Below are 17886 nucleotides of genomic sequence, written 5' to 3' on the forward strand. Positions count from 1 at the left end.
GTGCTTATGTATCCCAGGAATCTGCGCGCGCCAGGTCACTGTCCTTTGCAGCCACCCAGTTCTCACCCTGCTCAGTAATCTCTTTCTTCCAGAATGGCGCGTCGCGCTTCAGGTAATCCATAATGAACTGTGCTGCTGCAAAACCGGCAACACGGTGAGGACTTGCCACACCCACAAAGACAATATTGTCATTCAGCGCCAGCCGGCCAACACGGTGAACAATCACAATCGGACCCAGATCCCAGCGCTCCCGTGCCTGCAATGCAATTTTTTCCAGAGACTTTTCGGTCATCCCGGGGTAATGCTCAAGCTCCATTGCTACCAGCCCGGGTCCGGACGCCATTTCCCGGACAATGCCGGTAAAGGTAACAATCGCACCATGACTACCATCATCGTCCCGGATTAAGGCATTTAAACCACTGATATCGAAATCTTCCTGCTGAACTTTGATGATATTGCTGACCACCTGAAACTCCGTACCACAAACACAAAAATGACTATTTAAAACTCAGGAAAAGCATGACCAGAAATGCTAAGGTTGTCCACCTAAAAAGTCATAACCGATATGGATATTTTACACCCATGCGCTGGACTCCACACGCCACCGTTGCCACCATCGTAGAAGATAACGGACGTTTCCTGTTTGTTGAAGAACACTCCCCCACCCTGAACAGGCTGGTGATCAATCAGCCGGCAGGCCATCTGGAAGCCAACGAAAGCTTTACTGAAGCGGCCCGGCGAGAAACCCTGGAAGAAACCGGCTGGCATGTGGAACCCGAAGCACTTCTGGGCATGTACGTTTATAAAGCACCGGGGAACGGCACGGTATATCACCGCTTTACCTTTATTGCCCGGGCGATTTCAGAACAGCCGGATGCTGAACTGGATACCGGCATAGAGCGCGCCTTATGGCTGACCTACGATGAACTGATCGCCCGCAAGGGTGACCTGCGCAGCCCGACAGTTCTGCAATGCCTTGATGACTATCTGAAAGGTCAGCGTTACCCGCTGAACTTTATTCATGATTAAGCTTTAATATTGCCAGCCGCATCCCCATATTAGAAATTTGCACACAGCCATTACGAGCCAGTATTTTTTATGAGTAATAACGCCACTACCAAAGTCATTGTCGGCATGTCCGGCGGTGTTGATTCATCTGTTTCCGCTCTGCTTCTGCAGCAACAGGGCTATCAGGTTGAAGGCCTGTTCATGAAAAACTGGGATGAAGATGACGGCACCGATTACTGTACCGCCATGGATGACCTGGCTGACGCACAGGCGGTTTGCGATAAACTGGGCCTCACCCTGCACACGGCAAACTTTGCTGCTGAGTACTGGGACAACGTCTTCGAGCATTTTCTTGAAGAATACAAGGCCGGTCGCACCCCCAACCCGGACATTCTGTGTAACCGTGAGATCAAGTTTAAAGCCTTCCTTGAATATGCCCAGACCCTGGGAGCCGACAAAATTGCAACCGGCCACTATGTACGCCGCAGCGATATCAATGGGCACGCCTGCCTGCTGAAAGGTCTGGATAATAACAAGGATCAGAGCTACTTCCTGCATCAGGTAGGCAGCGAAGAGCTGGCAATGACCCTGTTCCCTGTCGGTGAACTTGAAAAGCCGGAAGTACGCCGCCTGGCTGAAGAACATGACCTGGTTACCCACAACAAAAAAGACAGTACCGGCATTTGCTTTATCGGCGAGCGCCGCTTCAGCGACTTCCTGAAACAGTACCTGCCGGCACAACCGGGCGACATCCAAACCCCGGATGGTGATGTGATTGGCCAGCACCAGGGGCTGATGTATCACACCATCGGTCAGCGTCAGGGGCTGGGCATCGGCGGCCTGAAAGATTATCCGGAAATTCCGTGGTTTGTTGCCGAAAAAGATCTGGAACGAAATGTACTGGTCGCCGTACAGGGCACCTCCCACGAACGGCTGTTCAGTGACTGGCTCAGCGCCAGTGACATTTTCTGGATCTCCGAAGCACCGGCTGAACTGCCGGTACGCTGTAAAGCAAAAGTCCGTTATCGTCAGGATGATCAGGCCTGCACCATTGAAGCCGGAGAAAAGGGTGGCTACCTTATCCGCTTTGACGAACCACAGCGCGCCGTCACACCCGGCCAGTCCGTTGTTTTTTACGCTGAAGAAGTGTGCATTGGCGGCGGCGTCATTGAAACTACCGGTAAGCGAGGCTAGACACATCATGTCACAGGCAACACATAATCAGGCAATTGCACTGGCAGGGCTGTTCCAGGCTGCCAGCCTGGTCGAACAGATCGCAACCCGGGGTATGGTGCAGCAAAGCAATCTGGAAACCTGTATTCGCAGCGTATTCGTCACCAATCCGGACAGCACTGCAGAAATCTACGGCGGCGAACGCGCCCTGCCGGTCAGCCTCGGTACGGGATTCCGTCACCTGCAGGAACTGATCGACAAAGACCGCTCCAAGCAGAATCAGGATGTCATCCGCTACGCCCTCAGCCTGTTGCACCTGGAAAAGAAGCTCAATAAACAACCTGAGCTTTTCAATACCATTGCTGAGCGGCTACTGAAAATCGAACAGCAGGCGAAATACTTTAATGATCAGGAAAACCTGATTGATAACGCAGCGACTCTGACACACCCGACGATCATTGCCAATCTGGCGAGCCTCTATCAGGACACCCTCAGCACCTTTAAATTCCGCATTCAGGTAACCGGTGAACCCCGTCATCTGCAAAATGCGGAAAACGCTGACAAGATTCGGGCCTTACTGCTGGCAGGTATCCGTGCAGCGGTGCTGTGGCGTCAGAGTGGCGGCAAGCGTTGGCAGTTACTGTTCTTCAAGTCCCGCATTCGCCCGGCCATTACTGACATCACCGGACGCTGAAGAGGCAACATAAAACGTGTTTCTGCAACTTATGAATGTGTAAAAAGACGCCGGGCGGATTTTCCTCTCCCGGCGTTTTCGCTATAATTCGCCCTCAAAATTTAATTCATCAGGTAATGCCTCGTTATGGATCTCTCTTCTTTAACTGCTATTTCCCCCGTCGACGGCCGCTACGGCAGCAAAACAGCTGACCTGCGTCCGGTATTCAGCGAATTCGGTCTGATCAGAGCCCGTGTTGAAGTGGAAGTACGCTGGCTGCAGAAACTGGCCGCTCACCCACAAATCACTGAAGTACCGGCATTAAGCGATGCTGCCAACGCCGTGCTTAACCAACTGGTTGACAACTTTGGCGAAACTGAAGCTAACCGCGTTAAAGAAATCGAACGTACCACCAACCACGACGTTAAAGCGGTTGAATACCTGATCAAAGAACGTATTCAGGACAACGCCGAACTGGCTGCTGTCAGCGAATTCGTTCACTTTGCCTGCACCTCTGAAGACATTAACAACCTGTCTCACGCACTGATGCTGAAACAGGGCCAGGCGGTTATGCTGCCGCTGATGCAACAGGTCACTGACGAAATCGCAAAGCTGGGCCGCGATTTTGCAGAACAGCCAATGCTGTCCCGCACCCACGGCCAGACGGCGTCACCAACCACCGTTGGTAAAGAAATGGCAAACGTGGCTTACCGTCTGCAGCGCCAGATTAAACAGCTGAAAAATGCTGAACTGCTGGGTAAAATTAACGGCGCAGTAGGTAACTACAACGCGCACCTGTCTGCTTACCCTGATGTTGACTGGGCGCAGAACGCACAGGAATTTGTAGAAAGCCTGGGCCTGAGCTTCAACCCTTACACCACTCAGATCGAACCGCATGATTACATTGCTGAAATGTTCGATGCTGTCTGCCGCTTCAACACCATCATCATCGATTTCGACCGGGATGTATGGGGTTACATTTCACAGGGTTATTTCAAGCAGAAGACCATTGCCGGTGAAGTCGGCTCATCTACCATGCCCCACAAGGTTAACCCGATCGACTTCGAAAATTCTGAAGGCAACCTGGGTATCGCCAATGCCATCATGCAGCACCTGGCTGCCAAACTGCCAATCTCCCGCTGGCAGCGCGACCTGACTGACTCCACCGTACTGCGTAACATGGGTGTAGGCTTTGGTTACAGCATGATCGCTTATCAGGCCAGCCTGAAAGGCATCAGCAAGCTGGAACTGAATGCAGCCCGCCTGAACGACGATCTGGAAAATGCCTGGGAAGTACTGGCCGAGCCGATTCAGACGGTAATGCGTCGTTACGGCATCGAAGAACCGTATGAAAAGCTCAAGGCACTGACCCGTGGCCAGACCATGAATAAACAGACCATCCAGACATTTATTGATACGCTGGAAATGCCACAGAGCGCTAAGGATGAACTGAAGGAGCTGACGCCGCACAGCTACATCGGTAACGCACCGGCTCAGGCTAAAGCCATCTGAGCTTTCTCTGTGGATGCAACAGCGCATCGCGCATAAAAAAGCAGGGTTAACACCCTGCTTTTTTGTTTCAGCCCTGACAGAAAAGATCCCTGCCCGCTAAAAGAAATACCTGACTGCCAGTAACAACTGCCGTTCTTCACGGTCAGCCGGTTCACCGGAATACACACGCCCCGGCCGGTCGGAATTAATCCAGCTATGTTCTACAGATAAAAACAGAGGCTTTGAATACCGGTAGGTATAGTTCAGGGTCGCCGCCTTACCGTATTCACTGTTGTTATCACCCACAGTCTGGTCTTTATCCGTCACAGAAAACTCTTCAATACGACCGGTAACCCGGTGCTTCCCGATACGCTTGCTAAGCATCACAAAAGCACTGCTGTAATCATTGTCGACCACAGGCCTGCCGTAGACATCATTCATCAGGGTATCACCGGTCATATACTGGGCTGTCAGCTCCAGCTTCTTATCCAGTAACCAGCGCGCACCCACATAATAAAACCGGGTAAGCCAGGTATACTGACCGTGCTCTACGATATCTGTCCGGGCATTATTATTATAATAACCGGCATTTATTTCTCCCTGGCGCGACCAGCGTACCTGAGTCTGCAAATGATAACCTGGCCGGTCATCCAGCTCTAAAAAAGGGTCAGACTCAGCCGCCTGAGGCTCAAGTTTGAATCCACTCTTGCGCGCTTCCAGCGGCGGGATCTTACGCTTTTCTCCCCACAGCGTTTGCCGCGAACTGCTGGTCCAGCCATGCCACGCCAGCAGCGCGCCGGAAGGATCATTGTTAAAGAAACCGGAGGCCGTAAAACTCAGATCATAATCCGCATCGTTCAGTTTGCCTAAGCGCGTCCAGGTAAGCTCTGCCCCCAGCAAACGGATCTCCTCACCGATCCAGGTGTTCAGTGTTGAGCTGTTAAGGGTGTTTTTGGCTGCCCAGGCAAAGGCTTTATTCTCCAGCGATATAGCCGGATAAAACAAACCGACCTTTGACTGAAGCCGGTGCCCGGAATCATTCGGGATACCGCGGTACTTAAAAAATGTTTCCGTTATACCCAGACCGTTATCTTCACCATCAAGATAGCCGTTAGCCACCGCATGAAAGCTGAGACCGGAATCCCACTCCAGAACCCACTGCAGGCCCGCCTGACCAAGATAGGCCTGACCGCCATTATCTGTGCCGAATTTACCAATCCCGCCCTGACGGTAACTGTCAGAGGTATCACTGTGCGCCAAACGGTAGTCAATGATGCCGTTCAGCTTACTTTCCAGCGCGCTTACCTGGGTAACCGCTCCGGCACTTACGATTGCCGCAAATACTGTGCCTTTATTTAGCACGCCTCCTCCCGGGGATTCAGCTGGGCGTGGTCCTTCAGCCATGGCGTCAGCACATCGACAGCCTGAGGACGGCTGATATGATAGCCCTGCGCCAATTCGCACTTGTTAGTCGTCAGCCAATCCAGGGCGAACTCATCTTCGATACCTTCTGCAACCACGCTCAGCCCCATACTGTGGGCCAGTTCAATGGTCGATTTAACAATGATCTGATCGGACTGATCATCACTGAGACGCTGAATAAATGACTTATCAATTTTAAGTTCATGTACGGGCAACTGTTTAAGCTGAGCCAGTGAAGAATAACCGGTACCATAATCATCTATTGAAATGCGCATCCCCCAGACTTTAAAGCGGCTCAGCAATGTAATAGCAGACTCAGGGTCTTCAACCACGGCGCTTTCGGTCACTTCCAGGGTGATCTTTTCTGCCGGTACAACCTGTTCCTGTACGGTTTCACAGAGAAAGCCGTAAAAATCCGGGTCCTTAAGATTGGCCGCTGAGATATTTATCGCTACCCCCAGATCAAGCCCCTCGGCCCGCCAGTCATTGTACTGGCTCAGCGCAGTGCGGATTACCCAGCGCGTCAGTGCATTGATCTGCCCGGTCTGCTCGGCAATATGAATAAAGTTGTCCGGTGGCACCATGCCCACTGTCGGATGAATCCAGCGGACCAGCGCCTCAACATGGGTAACCACCCGGCTCTCCAGGTTCATTTTTGGCTGATAAAACAGGACTAACTGATCACCACTGATAGCCTGCTTCAAATCATTAATAAGATTAAGCCGCTCAACACTGTTTACATCAAGCTCAGGGGCAAACCACTGCACTTGCTGACTGGTCGCCCGGGTATGATGTAACGCGATATCCGACATTCTCAGCAGGCTGTCAGGCGTATTACCATGCTCTGGATACAGTGACACTCCGCTGCGCACCTGTAGCTGAAAGCCCAGTCCTTCATAATCAAAGACCGGCTCCAGCGCTGCATCCAGATGATCGAGACAACGCTGCACACAGCTTTGCGCTTCAGCCAGTGGGCAATTCTCAGTGAGCACCACGAACTCATCGGCCCCAAGATGACACACCAGCTGAAAACCCTGCACACTCCGCAGACGCTCAGCCAGCGCCTGAATAACATAATCACCCACCTGATGACCCAGGGTATCATTCACATCCTTAAGGCGGCTCAGATTAAGCTGAATCACCCCGAAGGCTTCTTCCTGCCCGCACAGAGAGCCCAGAATAATCTTCAGAAAGTTACGGTTAGGCAAATCCGTCAGGGGGTCATGGTTAGCCCGGTGAGACAATGCCTGTTCGCGGCTGAGCACCGCATCCTGCATAAGGTTAATCTCGTCGGCCAGTTGCCCCAGCTCGCTGCGGTCATCGAGATTAATCGTCTGGTTATAATCACCACTGGCAACAATTTTGGCCTGCTGAACCAGCCGTTTAACCGGCCGGGTAATGGATGCAGAAATCCAGTAAGCGCCGGCCAGCGACAACACCAGTGTACCGACTGCCAGAATCAGCAGCTTCCACCACTGCTCCTGCAGAACTTCCACGAAATTTGCCCGTAAGCCATACATGGCAACGCCAAAACGTAGGTGCTGGTCTTCGGAAATCTGATGCCCGACCGCAATAAAGCGGTCATCAACAGACTGCTCAGTGATGATTTTTCCGGAAAACTGAACATCAGCTGTTGGCGATGAAGATGCCACCAGCCACCAACCGGCATCACCTTCCACTATAAAGTCTGTTTCAAGGCCGGTGATGGTCATAAATTCAGTCGCCAGACGCCCGTCAACCTGAAAGCCGAACATCACCCAGCCAATGGTTTTCGCGCCGACTTTTACCGGCGATAAACTTAACTGGTAAACATTCTTGCCGATGGCATACAGATGACCCGGTTCAGGATTCTTCAGCCAGTCCTGATAACGAAATTCAACACCCACCTCATCACCCCGGCGGACCTTGCGCTCACCGCCGTCCTGTTCCGCGCTGACCAGTTGAGCATTGATCACCCCCTGTGCGGATACAGTCATCGCCAGATCTGCATTAATTCGCTTACGGTGATTATTGAGCGCGACCAGCAAACTGCGCTGATCTTCATTAAATACCTGCTTAATGCCATAGTCTTTAGACACGGTTTCAGCGAACGCTGCAAGGTATTCAATCCGGCTGGAAAACAACTCCGTAAAAACAGTCTTAGCAGTCGTCAGCCGATTACTGATTTCCTGCTTTTGCTGATTCTGATTACCCGCATACAGGGTCCAGAACGCCACCCCCTGTACCAATAACAGAAGCAGTACAAAGAAGGTAAATATTTTACTTTGTAAGCTTTTCACACAAACTCACTCAATACTCAGACAGAAAATCAAAATCATCATCGCTTTCCTGCTCAGGTGTTTCATCCATACCGCTGGTCAGCCGAGCTGTTACCTTCATCCCGTTTTGCACATCCACTGTCTGTGCCTCTCTGTTATTGTCGGCCAGCAGCTGTGGATGCCACACAGTCACCCGGTAACGGCCCGCCTCAGGGGTATCGAAACTGACAGCGCCAGCCTGTGAGGTTTTTCCGAACAAAGGGGTATCAACCAGCAACAGATAACCGGACATCCAGTCATGTATATTACAGCCCATAGCCACTTCCCCGCTCTGATCAAGACCACGCTGCAGACGCTGTTCCCCTGCCTTGATCTTGAATGAAAAACGGGCATCACTGTCAACCGAGTAAATGTGGTGAGTAATATCATCCTGGTTATCAAACAGTACGTCGCTGCCGGCCTGAGACACACTGACATAAGGTGCAAAAGACTTACCTTTCTGGCCGACACTGACAACTTTATCCGTCGCAGGCAATTGCTGACCGTCCAGAGGCTCAGCATACACAACCATATCCTGCAGGGGCTCTCCCGAGGCGCTCAGCACCTGAACATTCAGCTCAATTGCCAGGGCCGGTGCAGACATCAGCAGCCCAAGAATACAGCCGGCACGACTTCCAACAGTTACAGCCCAACCCAACTTTGCCACTGAAATACACTCCCTAGTCAGCCCGGAAAACCTGCTGCTATACATCGCTGAAGCAGTTATATTCACCCGGGATTCATCTGAAACCCGATCAATTCTGACCTGAATATACAGTATTATTGACCCGTAACTTGTTGCAGAAAGTACATTTTTACACAAAAAACATCTCACTTTGTGTTTCTGAGAACCCCCGCACCACGGCCTGTTCAGATAATAATCAGATCATTGAGTGATTGAATTCAGGGACAAAAAAAGCCGGCTAAAAAGCCGGCTCTTCATCAGTGTAATTTTATTTTCGGCTGAACCATGTGCCCCACTTTCTGCGCAAGTATAAGACACATCCCTTTGAGCCAGCCATGGATACTGAGCTGATGCATCCGGTACAGTGACATATACATAAGCCGGGCTATCTTACCCTCCACAAACATTGTGCCGCCGCTGAGATTCCCCATCAGGCTGCCCACCGTACTGTAACGACTGAGATTCACAAGGGAGCCGTGATCTTTATACAGATACGGTCTGACCGGCTTACCCTTCATCTGACGCCTTATACTGCTCGCGATATGACTGGCCATCTGATGTGCAGACTGCGCCCGGGGCGGCACCCAGGAACCGTCCGGTTGCTGGCAGGCAGCACAGTCACCCAACACCCAGATATTATCATCCACACTGGACTGCAAACCCGGCTTAACCACTATCTGACCACCGCGGCCGAGCTCAAAATAATTAAGATCCCTGATAAAGTCCGGTGCTTTGACACCTGCTGCCCAGACCATCAGATCAGCAGCAATCAGATCGCCATTCTGATCAACATATCCCCGCTCATCCGCACAGGTCACCCGGGTATTCTCATGTACCACCACCCCCAACCGCTGCAATTCGCGCCGTGCAGCGGTGGATATACGCGCAGGCAGGGCTGGCAGGATACTCGGCCCCGCTTCCAGCAAATCCACCTGCAAACGGCTCGCAGACATTTCCGGCATACCGTACTGTTTGAGCAAATTGGCCACATGAGTCAGTTCCGCGGCAAGCTCAACACCGGTCGCGCCGCCGCCAACAATGGCCAACCGCAGCTTGTTTTCCGCGCCCTGCTGATTCACACGCATGAAGCTGTTCAGCAGGCCCCGCTGAAAACGCTCCGCCTGCTGATGAGAATCAAGAAAATAGCTGTACTCAGCCACTCCCGGCGTTCCGAAATCATTACTCACACTGCCGACGGCCATGACCAGAGTGTCATAGCTGATATTCCGCTCCGGCAACACCTGCACGCCATACTCATCATCAACGGCCGCCAGATGAATCTGCTTATCAGCCGCATCCAGCCCGGTCATGGTACCCAGCTGAAACTGGTAATGATGCTGCCCGCTGTGCGCCCGGTATGACACACCGTCAATACTCATGTCCAGCGACCCCGTTGCCACCTCATGGAGCAAGGGTTTCCAGATATGATTCGGATTTCGGTCTACGAGAATAATCTTCGCCTGTTTCTTTTTGCCTAATCGGCTGCCTAAACTTGCTGCCAGTTCAAGGCCGCCGGCCCCTCCTCCTACGATTACAATGGTTTGCATGGTTAATCCTCAAAATAAAGTCAGCTTAAGCCACTATATGTACAAAGAAACAATGACTTAAGCTCACCTTATTCAGAGCAATAAGCTTACTGCATGCACTGGCTGAAAACAGATACACGCAGACAAAAACCTACCGGGACATACAATAGACGAAAGTCTAGCAAGCCGCTATACCCAGAAATGAATAGCTCATTGAGGTACATAATGGCACTGACCGGACATCAGCTGGTTTGGCTCCGCCGGCCGGTTAATATCCAGCGTGGATACCGGCAACAGCGCCAGATTCGACAACCGGTTAAAACCCAGCGTCTGCTTATTCAGCACAATCACAGTCAGACCACTGAGCATACTGTAATGCCGGAACAGCCCGCTCTCATAACTCACCTGATCATCATAGAGTGCAAAATAATCTTCACTGGTCGCCAACTTACACAACAACGGCTGATCCGCGCCGTAAATACCGGACGCAGCCCCTGACAGGCAGCAAACAACACACCAACGGCATACACCGGAAAAAAGTCTGTTCATATCAGCATCGCAGTATCTGCCGATAACCGCGCCTCACAGATTAAAACCTCAGTATAGTGCGGCCCGGACAAACAGACGCAGCCTGAACAACAGGCATAAAAAAAGGTAGCGATGGCTACCTTTTTATCAGCGTAATTGCTGGTTATTCTTCAGCGGCCGCTTTTGGCTGCTCAGTGTTCTCGTAAATCATCATTGGTTCAGATTCGCCTAAAATGACGCCTTCATCAATCACAACTTTACTGACATTATCCTGAGACGGCAGTGAATACATAGTATCCAGCAGCGTTTCCTCAAGAATTGAGCGCAAACCACGTGCCCCGGTCTTTCTTGCCAGCGCTTTCTGAGCAACTGCGTGCAGCGCAGACTCACGGAAGTCCAGCTCTGCCCCTTCCATTTCAAACAAGGCACCGTACTGCTTGGTCAGCGAGTTCTTTGGCTCAGTCAGAATCTGAATCAGCGCATCTTCATCCAGCTCTGCCAGTGTAGCCAGCATAGGAAGACGACCGACAAACTCAGGAATCAGACCATATTTAACCAGATCTTCCGCTTCCAGATCACGCAGCGCGTCAGTGACGTTTTTAGAATCATCCTTGCTGCTGACAGTTGCACTGAAACCGATTGAGCTCTTTTCACTGCGATTACGGATTACCTGATCAAGGCCGGCAAATGCACCGCCACAGATAAACAGGATGTTAGACGTATCAACCTGCAGGAATTCCTGCTGTGGGTGCTTACGACCACCCTGAGGCGGCACAGATGCAACCGTACCCTCAATCAGCTTCAGCAGCGCCTGCTGAACACCTTCGCCGGATACATCCCGGGTAATTGAAGGATTATCTGACTTACGGGAAATCTTATCGATCTCATCGATATAGACAATGCCCAGCTGAGCCTTTTCTACATCGTAATCACACTTCTGCAGCAGCTTCTGAATGATGTTCTCAACATCTTCACCCACATAACCGGCTTCGGTCAGCGTCGTTGCATCAGCAATTGTAAAAGGTACATTCAGCATACGCGCCAGCGTCTGAGCCAGCAGGGTTTTACCGCTACCGGTTGGACCAATAAGCAGAATATTACTCTTACCCAGCTCTACTTCAGCGTTGCTGTTCTGCTGAAAACGCAAACGCTTGTAGTGGTTATAAACAGCGACAGATAAAACCTTCTTTGCACGCTCCTGACCAATAACGTATTCGTCCAGGTTATGCTTAATTTCGGCAGGTGTCGGCAAATCATCGCTTTGCTCAACATCTTCACTCACCTGCTGGGTTTCTTCAGTAATGATGTCGTTGCACAGATCCACACACTCATCACAGATGAATACTGAAGGGCCTGCAATCAGCTTTTTAACTTCGTCCTGACCTTTGCCGCAGAACGAGCAATACAGCGTTTTGCTGTCATCGCCGCCATCTTTGCCGTTGATATCGTCTGACATTCAACTACCTCTTTCCTCAGGTAACCAGTGCTGAACCCGGCCACCATCTAATATATATCTTCCGCCATACTGAAAATTATAGCGGTTCATCACTCCGGAGCAGAACACAACAACCGTATTATAACCGCTACAACTGTAGCATACGGCAGTCATCACTACCCTGAAGTTTAGCGACGTTCCATCACCGCATCAATCAGTCCGTACTCAACCGCAGCCTGAGGCGACATGAAATTGTCACGGTCAGTATCACGGGAAATTACTTCAAGATCCTGATTTGTATGATGCGCCATAATACCATTCAGGCGCTCACGGATAGACAGAATCTCTTTTGTATGGATTTCAATATCAGTTGCCTGGCCCTGGTATCCGCCCAGCGGCTGATGAATCATCATACGCGAATTAGGTAAGCAGTAACGCTTGCCTGCTGCACCACCGGTAAGCAACAGCGCACCCATGCTGGCAGCCTGACCAATACACATTGTACTCACATCGGGCTTAATAAATTGCATGGTATCGTAAATCGACAGCCCGGCAGTCACAGAACCGCCCGGAGAATTAATATACAGGTGAATATCCTTATCCGGATTTTCAGACTCCAGGAACAACAGCTGCGCTACCACCAGATTAGCCATGTGATCTTCAACCTGGCCAACCATAAAAATCACACGTTCTTTAAGTAACCGGGAGTAAATGTCATAAGAACGCTCGCCGCGGGCGGTCTGCTCAACAACCATAGGTACCAGGCCACTGCTGGTGATCATTGTTGGGCCATTATAAGTTTGTGACATACCTATTCTCTCCTTTGATCCTGAACTCGGTGCCCTACATACAGATTAAAAGCACCCTGAAAAGCAAAAACGGCGGCCGACTTTACGCCGACAGCCGTTATTTTATAAACGCAAATCAAGCAGTTGGCAATTATGCTTCAGCTTCTGCGTCTTCTTCCTGTGCTTTTGGCTCAGCAGGCTTGATAGCATCTTCGTAGCTCAGCGCTACTTCTGTAACCTTAGCGGATTCCAGCAGCAGATCCAGTACCTGATCTTCCATCACCAGGCTCTTAACCTGACCCAGCATTTCTTCATTGCTGTTGTACCAGTCGATAACCTGCTGAGGATCCTGGTAAGTAGCAGCCAGCTCATCAATGGTTGTCTTAACGCGGTCTTCGTCAACAGTCAGTTCGTTTGCCTTAATAACTTCGTTTACCAGCAGGCCAACTTTAACACGCTTCTCAGACTGCTCCTGGAACATTTCCTTAGGCAGCATTTCAGGATCGATGTTAGCTTCCGCACCACCGAACTGCTGAATCGCCTGACGACGCATTGCATCAATTTCATTGTCGATCAGAGCCGCAGGAACATCAATTGCGTTCAGCTCAACCAGTTGACCGAAAACAGCTTCTTTCAGCTTGGTTTTCAGCGCCTGCTTAACTTCACGTTCCATATTCTTGCGAACTTCAACTTTGAAGCTGTCTACGTTGTTTTCTTCCAGACCAAACTTGGCAAAGAATTCTTCGTTCAGTTCAGGCAGCTGCTGCTCAGATACAGACTGCACCTTAACTTTGAATACTGCCGCTTTACCTTTCAGATCTTCAGAGTGGTAATCTTCAGGGAAAGTCACGTTCAGCTCAACGTCAGCGCCGGTTTCAGCACCGTCCAGACCTGCTTCGAAACCCGGGATCATGGTGTTAGAACCCAGAACCAGGTCCATACCTTCGCCTTTACCGCCTTCGAATGCTTCACCGTCGATGAAACCTTCAAAATCGATCTTAACCTGATCGCCGTCTGCAGCAGCACGCTCTACAGCAACCCAGTCAGACTGCTGCTTACGCAGAGTTTCGATCATCTGCTCCAGGTCTTCGTCTTTTACGTCAGCGCTGTTCTTTTCTATTTCAGCAGCAGAGAAATCAGCCAGAGCGATTTCAGGGTAAACTTCAAAAGTAGCGGTGTAAGAAAAATCTTCACCTTCTTTGTCGTTTTTGAATTCGATGTTCGGACCACCTGCAGGAGTCAGGTTTTCCTGCTGAGTAGCCTGGTAGAAGCTTTCCTGAATAACTTCACCGATGACTTCCTGACGAATTCCCTTGCCGTAGCGCTTCTTAACTACTTTGGCCGGAACCTTACCAGGACGGAAACCGTCAATTCGAACAGTACGGGCAGTTTGCTGCACGCGCTGAGCAACATCATTGTCTACACGCTCGGCCGGTACAACAACAGTCACCTGACGTTCTAGACCAGTAGTCGTTTCTACAGAAACTTGCATGGAATTCCTCGCAAAAAATTATTTGTATCGTTACAAATCAAAACACTTACAACCTGCATGCTATTGAAGCTAAAGCACTCTTACGCAAACAGGGCCAGAATATCTAAAGGCGGGAATTTTCCGGCAAGCCGCAGGATTAGTCAAGTGAAAAGCACCGAAATAGCCAGCAAACAGCAGATACGCAAAAAACTGCGAATCAGGCAGCATCAAAAGAAACAAAAGAGAAGATTAAGATAAGGAAATTGGGGTGGACGATGGGGCTTGAACCCACGACCGCCGGAATCACAATCCGGAGCTCTACCAACTGAGCTACGCCCACCATATTTCCTATGGAAAGGAGTCTTTCTAAATGGTGCGGACGGAGAGACTCGAACTCTCACACCTTGCGGCACTGGAACCTAAATCCAGCGTGTCTACCAATTTCACCACGTCCGCAATATGTATTGGGGTGGACGATGGGGCTTGAACCCACGACCGCCGGAATCACAATCCGGAGCTCTACCAACTGAGCTACGCCCACCACTACATACATTTACTTTTCCAAACTGGCGGGCCAAGAAGGATTCGAACCCTCGACCACCGCCTTAGAAGGGCGGTGCTCTATCCAGCTGAGCTATTGGCCCATATTGGAAAGCTTACTCTATGATCAGAACAACTGCCTTCTCAATGAGTTTCAGGCGTTTTAATTCCCGAACCCCTGTGCGATCAACCCTCTGCATTGCTGCGTTGTGTGCCTCGCCTCAAGGTGGTGCGCATATTATATATGCGCCCCTTTGGCGTCAACACCCTTTTTGATTTTTTTAACGAAATAAGCCAGTTAGCCGGATTTTCCTGTCACTGTTGTTTATTTGTCAGCCAGCCCCCGGGGCCCGGCGGCCAAAAACCGTTCAGCTCATTGATAAAGCGGATATTTTCAGCTTTATTTCAGGCCCTCACTGCAGCATAGAGCAGTATTTGTGGCCCGGTTTAAAAATCAATACCATAGCAAATCCGGCCGATGCCACCATCCCGGCAATGCAAACCCTGCTTGCTTATAATAAGGACACCGTCATGAACTGGAAAAAAGGCCTGCTGATTGCAATCATTGCACTGGTCGTTATCGCATTCTTTATTTTCGACTTAGGCAGCTATTTCAACCTTAGCTATATAAAGTCCCAGCAAACATCACTGCAAACCTGGGTTGATGATAACCTGCTGTTATCCGGCCTGGTGTTTATGGCTATTTACATAGCAGTTACTGCCCTCTCCCTTCCGGGCGCCGCCGTCATGACGCTGGTCGCCGGTGCCGTATTCGGTTTACTGTCCGGCCTTATTCTGGTGTCATTTGCCAGTACCATTGGCGCCACCTGTTCATTTCTGATTGCCCGCTACCTGTTACGGGAACCCCTGACGAACAAATTCCAGTCGCACATTGACCCTATTAATCAGGGCATAGCCAAAGATGGCATGTTCTACCTGTTCACCCTGCGCCTGGTACCTCTGGTACCTTTCTTTGTGATTAATCCGGTCATGGGCCTGACCACCATGCGCGCAAGAACATTCTACTGGGTAAGCCAACTTGGCATGCTGCCGGGAACAGTTGTTTACGTCAACGCAGGCACTCAGCTAGGCGCGATTGAGCAGGCCGGTGATATTGTTTCACCCGGGTTGTTACTGTCGTTCTGCTTATTAGGTATTTTCCCGTGGATCGCCAAAGCGATTGTCAGCAACATCAAAGCCCGTCAAAAATACCGCGCATTCAACAAGCCGGCTTCATTTGACACCAACATGGTCGTCATAGGTGCTGGCGCAGGCGGCCTGATTACCTCTTATATTGCTGCGGCAACAAAAGCCAGGGTCACGCTCGTTGAAAAGCACAAGATGGGCGGCGACTGCCTCAATACTGGCTGCGTGCCTTCCAAAGCACTGATTCGCAGCACCCACTTTCTGGCCGATGTCCGTGACGCCAATAAACTCGGCATTAAGAAGGCTGAAGTGGAGTTTGACTTTGCCGACATCATGGCAAGGATTAAACGGGTAATTACGACCATCGAACCCCATGACTCGGTAGAACGGTACGAATCCCTCGGCGTTGACTGTGAAACCGGCGAGGCGACCATCCGCTCCCCCTGGGAAGTTGAAGTTAACGGCAAAATCATCACTACGCGAAATATTGTCATTGCCACCGGCGCCCGCCCCTCTGTTCCGAACATTCCGGGCATTGAAAATCTGACTCCGCTAACCTCTGACACCGTCTGGGAACTTCAGCAACGTCCTGAACGGCTGCTGGTGCTCGGCGCCGGCGCCATTGGCTGTGAACTCGGCCAGTGTTTCGCCCGTCTGGGCAGTCAGGTATCGCTGGTATACCGCAAGCCCCAGGTGCTGACCAATGAAGATCAGGATGCAGCCAAGGTGGTTGAAAGCCGCCTGCTGGAAGACGGTATCAGCCTGTGTGCTGAACACACACCGGTTCGCTTCGAAACCAGTAATGGCCAGCACACGCTGATCTGCGAACATATGGGCACAGAACGGCGCATCGATTTCGACCAGCTTCTTGTAGCCACCGGCAGAACCCCTAACCTGCATGGCTTTGGCCTTGAAAATATCGGCCTGACCAGAAAAGGTGATAACCAGCTTGAAGTGGATGAATACCTCCGCACAGAGTTGCCTAACGTATTCGCCTGCGGCGATGTGATTGGCCCGTACCGCTTCACCCACGCCGCGTCACATCAGGCATGGTACGCAGCGGTCAACGGCCTGTTCGGCCAGTTAAAGCGCTTTAAAGTTGATTACAGCTACATACCGTTTACAACCTATACCAGCCCGGAAGTTGCCCGGATAGGCATCAATGAAAAGCAGGCTATTGATAAAGGCATTCCCCATGAGGTTGTTAAATATGATCTTGATGATCTCGACAGAGCCATTACAGATGAAGCGGCCTACGGTTTTGTTAAAGTACTGCTCAAACCCGGAACCGATAAGATTCTGGGCGTGACTCTGGTCGGCGAACATGCTGCGGAGATGCTGCCGGAATTTGCCCTGGCGATGAAGCATAAGCTGGGACTGAATAAGATTCTCGGTACTTTACACGCTTATCCGACTATTAATGAGGCAAACCGCTTTGCTGCCGGCGTCTGGAAAAAACGCCATGCACCCCAGAAAGCCCTGGCATGGCTGGAAAAATTCCACCGCTGGATGCGCAACTGATCCTTCATAACCTTCACCCGCCCCTCATATCCCTGAGGGGCAAACATTCGTCCTACAGACTGCCGCCCGCCATCAGCCTCCTGTCTGCCTCCGGCTGATACATAGGTACAGGATCAGCCAACCCCGGCAGCAAAACCGGATTAAAAGACATTCTCAGTTTATTCTTCAACATAATGAGTAAC

At 50.9% G+C, this 17886-nt stretch carries 14 protein-coding genes and 4 tRNA genes; 5 read left to right on the forward strand and 13 right to left on the reverse strand.

What is annotated here, in order from left to right; genetic code table 11:
* Nucleotides 1–4: 4 nt before the first annotated feature.
* Nucleotides 5–466 carry a molybdenum cofactor biosynthesis protein MoaE gene (locus tag PCI15_RS12755; protein WP_271270343.1) on the reverse strand — a complete coding sequence of 154 codons (462 nt, stop codon included), beginning with the start codon at nucleotides 464–466 and terminating at the stop codon, nucleotides 5–7.
* A 116-nt stretch (nucleotides 467–582) separates the two neighbouring features.
* On the opposite strand from PCI15_RS12755, the gene PCI15_RS12760 reads away from it, so the two are divergent.
* From PCI15_RS12760 to purB, 4 genes are all read left to right on the forward strand, one after another.
* A complete protein-coding gene (locus tag PCI15_RS12760) occupies nucleotides 583–1029 on the forward strand; it encodes an NUDIX hydrolase (RefSeq protein ID WP_271270344.1) in 447 nt (148 codons plus the stop codon).
* 69 nt (nucleotides 1030–1098) lie between these two features.
* Entirely contained in the window at nucleotides 1099–2202 is a 1104-nt protein-coding gene (gene mnmA / locus PCI15_RS12765) for a tRNA 2-thiouridine(34) synthase MnmA (RefSeq protein WP_271270345.1), read from the forward strand.
* 7 nt (nucleotides 2203–2209) lie between these two features.
* Nucleotides 2210–2875, forward strand: a complete 666-nt coding sequence (hflD, locus tag PCI15_RS12770) for a high frequency lysogenization protein HflD (protein ID WP_271270346.1) — start codon at nucleotides 2210–2212, stop codon at nucleotides 2873–2875.
* A 126-nt stretch (nucleotides 2876–3001) separates the two neighbouring features.
* Entirely contained in the window at nucleotides 3002–4366 is a 1365-nt protein-coding gene (gene purB / locus PCI15_RS12775) for an adenylosuccinate lyase (RefSeq protein ID WP_271270347.1), read from the forward strand.
* Between the two features lie 96 nt (nucleotides 4367–4462).
* Here the strand turns inward: purB and PCI15_RS12780 are convergent, their stop codons facing one another.
* From PCI15_RS12780 to PCI15_RS12835, 12 genes are all read right to left on the reverse strand, one after another.
* A complete protein-coding gene (locus PCI15_RS12780) occupies nucleotides 4463–5707 on the reverse strand; it encodes a hypothetical protein (RefSeq protein WP_271270348.1) in 1245 nt (414 codons plus the stop codon).
* The gene (locus PCI15_RS12785) at nucleotides 5701–8046 is read right to left on the reverse strand and encodes a bifunctional diguanylate cyclase/phosphodiesterase (RefSeq protein ID WP_271270349.1); all 2346 of its coding nucleotides are present in this window, start codon (nucleotides 8044–8046) and stop codon (nucleotides 5701–5703) included. The genes PCI15_RS12780 and PCI15_RS12785 overlap by 7 nt, the downstream gene beginning before the upstream one ends.
* Before the next feature lie 10 nt (nucleotides 8047–8056).
* Nucleotides 8057–8668 carry a cupredoxin domain-containing protein gene (locus PCI15_RS12790; protein WP_271270350.1) on the reverse strand — a complete coding sequence of 204 codons (612 nt, stop codon included), beginning with the start codon at nucleotides 8666–8668 and terminating at the stop codon, nucleotides 8057–8059.
* Nucleotides 8669–9006: 338 nt separating this feature from the next.
* A complete protein-coding gene (locus PCI15_RS12795; RefSeq protein WP_271270351.1) occupies nucleotides 9007–10296 on the reverse strand; it encodes an NAD(P)/FAD-dependent oxidoreductase in 1290 nt (429 codons plus the stop codon).
* A gap of 189 nt (nucleotides 10297–10485) precedes the next feature.
* Complete coding sequence (locus tag PCI15_RS12800) at nucleotides 10486–10824, reverse strand: hypothetical protein (protein ID WP_271270352.1); 339 nt, start codon at nucleotides 10822–10824, stop codon at nucleotides 10486–10488.
* 142 nt (nucleotides 10825–10966) lie between these two features.
* Nucleotides 10967–12259 (reverse strand): ATP-dependent Clp protease ATP-binding subunit ClpX, encoded by a 1293-nt coding sequence (gene clpX / locus PCI15_RS12805; protein WP_271270353.1) that lies wholly within the window; start codon nucleotides 12257–12259, stop codon nucleotides 10967–10969.
* 167 nt (nucleotides 12260–12426) lie between these two features.
* The gene (clpP, locus tag PCI15_RS12810; protein WP_205656529.1) at nucleotides 12427–13047 is read right to left on the reverse strand and encodes an ATP-dependent Clp endopeptidase proteolytic subunit ClpP; all 621 of its coding nucleotides are present in this window, start codon (nucleotides 13045–13047) and stop codon (nucleotides 12427–12429) included.
* A 130-nt stretch (nucleotides 13048–13177) separates the two neighbouring features.
* Nucleotides 13178–14518 carry a trigger factor gene (gene tig, locus PCI15_RS12815; RefSeq protein WP_271270354.1) on the reverse strand — a complete coding sequence of 447 codons (1341 nt, stop codon included), beginning with the start codon at nucleotides 14516–14518 and terminating at the stop codon, nucleotides 13178–13180.
* 243 nt (nucleotides 14519–14761) lie between these two features.
* Nucleotides 14762–14837 (reverse strand) — tRNA-His (locus tag PCI15_RS12820).
* 31 nt (nucleotides 14838–14868) lie between these two features.
* Nucleotides 14869–14953: transfer RNA gene (locus PCI15_RS12825), tRNA-Leu, on the reverse strand.
* 9 nt (nucleotides 14954–14962) lie between these two features.
* A tRNA-His gene (locus PCI15_RS12830) sits at nucleotides 14963–15038 on the reverse strand.
* Nucleotides 15039–15064: 26 nt separating this feature from the next.
* A tRNA-Arg gene (locus PCI15_RS12835) sits at nucleotides 15065–15141 on the reverse strand.
* A gap of 427 nt (nucleotides 15142–15568) precedes the next feature.
* On the opposite strand from PCI15_RS12835, the gene PCI15_RS12840 reads away from it, so the two are divergent.
* Nucleotides 15569–17704: a dihydrolipoyl dehydrogenase family protein gene (locus PCI15_RS12840; RefSeq protein WP_271270355.1), complete on the forward strand. Its 2136-nt coding sequence runs from the start codon at nucleotides 15569–15571 to the stop codon at nucleotides 17702–17704.
* Nucleotides 17705–17886: the final 182 nt, after the last annotated feature.

This window comes from Aliamphritea hakodatensis (assembly GCF_024347195.1).
Classification (GTDB): Bacteria; Pseudomonadota; Gammaproteobacteria; order Pseudomonadales; family Balneatricaceae; genus Amphritea; species Amphritea hakodatensis.

What these genes read in the sequence shown, in the direction of transcription:
- PCI15_RS12760 (WP_271270344.1), top strand. Translation starts at nt 583, where the DNA reads ATGCGCTGGACTCCACACGCCACCGTTGCCACCATCGTAGAAGATAAC.
- hflD (WP_271270346.1), top strand. Translation starts at nt 2,210, where the DNA reads ATGTCACAGGCAACACATAATCAGGCAATTGCACTGGCAGGGCTGTTC.
- tig (WP_271270354.1), bottom strand. Translation starts at nt 14,518, where the DNA reads ATGCAAGTTTCTGTAGAAACGACTACTGGTCTAGAACGTCAGGTGACT.
- PCI15_RS12840 (WP_271270355.1), top strand. Translation starts at nt 15,569, where the DNA reads ATGAACTGGAAAAAAGGCCTGCTGATTGCAATCATTGCACTGGTCGTT.
- PCI15_RS12795 (WP_271270351.1), bottom strand. Translation starts at nt 10,296, where the DNA reads ATGCAAACCATTGTAATCGTAGGAGGAGGGGCCGGCGGCCTTGAACTG.
- clpX (WP_271270353.1), bottom strand. Translation starts at nt 12,259, where the DNA reads ATGTCAGACGATATCAACGGCAAAGATGGCGGCGATGACAGCAAAACG.
- PCI15_RS12800 (WP_271270352.1), bottom strand. Translation starts at nt 10,824, where the DNA reads ATGAACAGACTTTTTTCCGGTGTATGCCGTTGGTGTGTTGTTTGCTGC.
- clpP (WP_205656529.1), bottom strand. Translation starts at nt 13,047, where the DNA reads ATGTCACAAACTTATAATGGCCCAACAATGATCACCAGCAGTGGCCTG.
- purB (WP_271270347.1), top strand. Translation starts at nt 3,002, where the DNA reads ATGGATCTCTCTTCTTTAACTGCTATTTCCCCCGTCGACGGCCGCTAC.
- mnmA (WP_271270345.1), top strand. Translation starts at nt 1,099, where the DNA reads ATGAGTAATAACGCCACTACCAAAGTCATTGTCGGCATGTCCGGCGGT.
- PCI15_RS12790 (WP_271270350.1), bottom strand. Translation starts at nt 8,668, where the DNA reads ATGTCTGCACCGGCCCTGGCAATTGAGCTGAATGTTCAGGTGCTGAGC.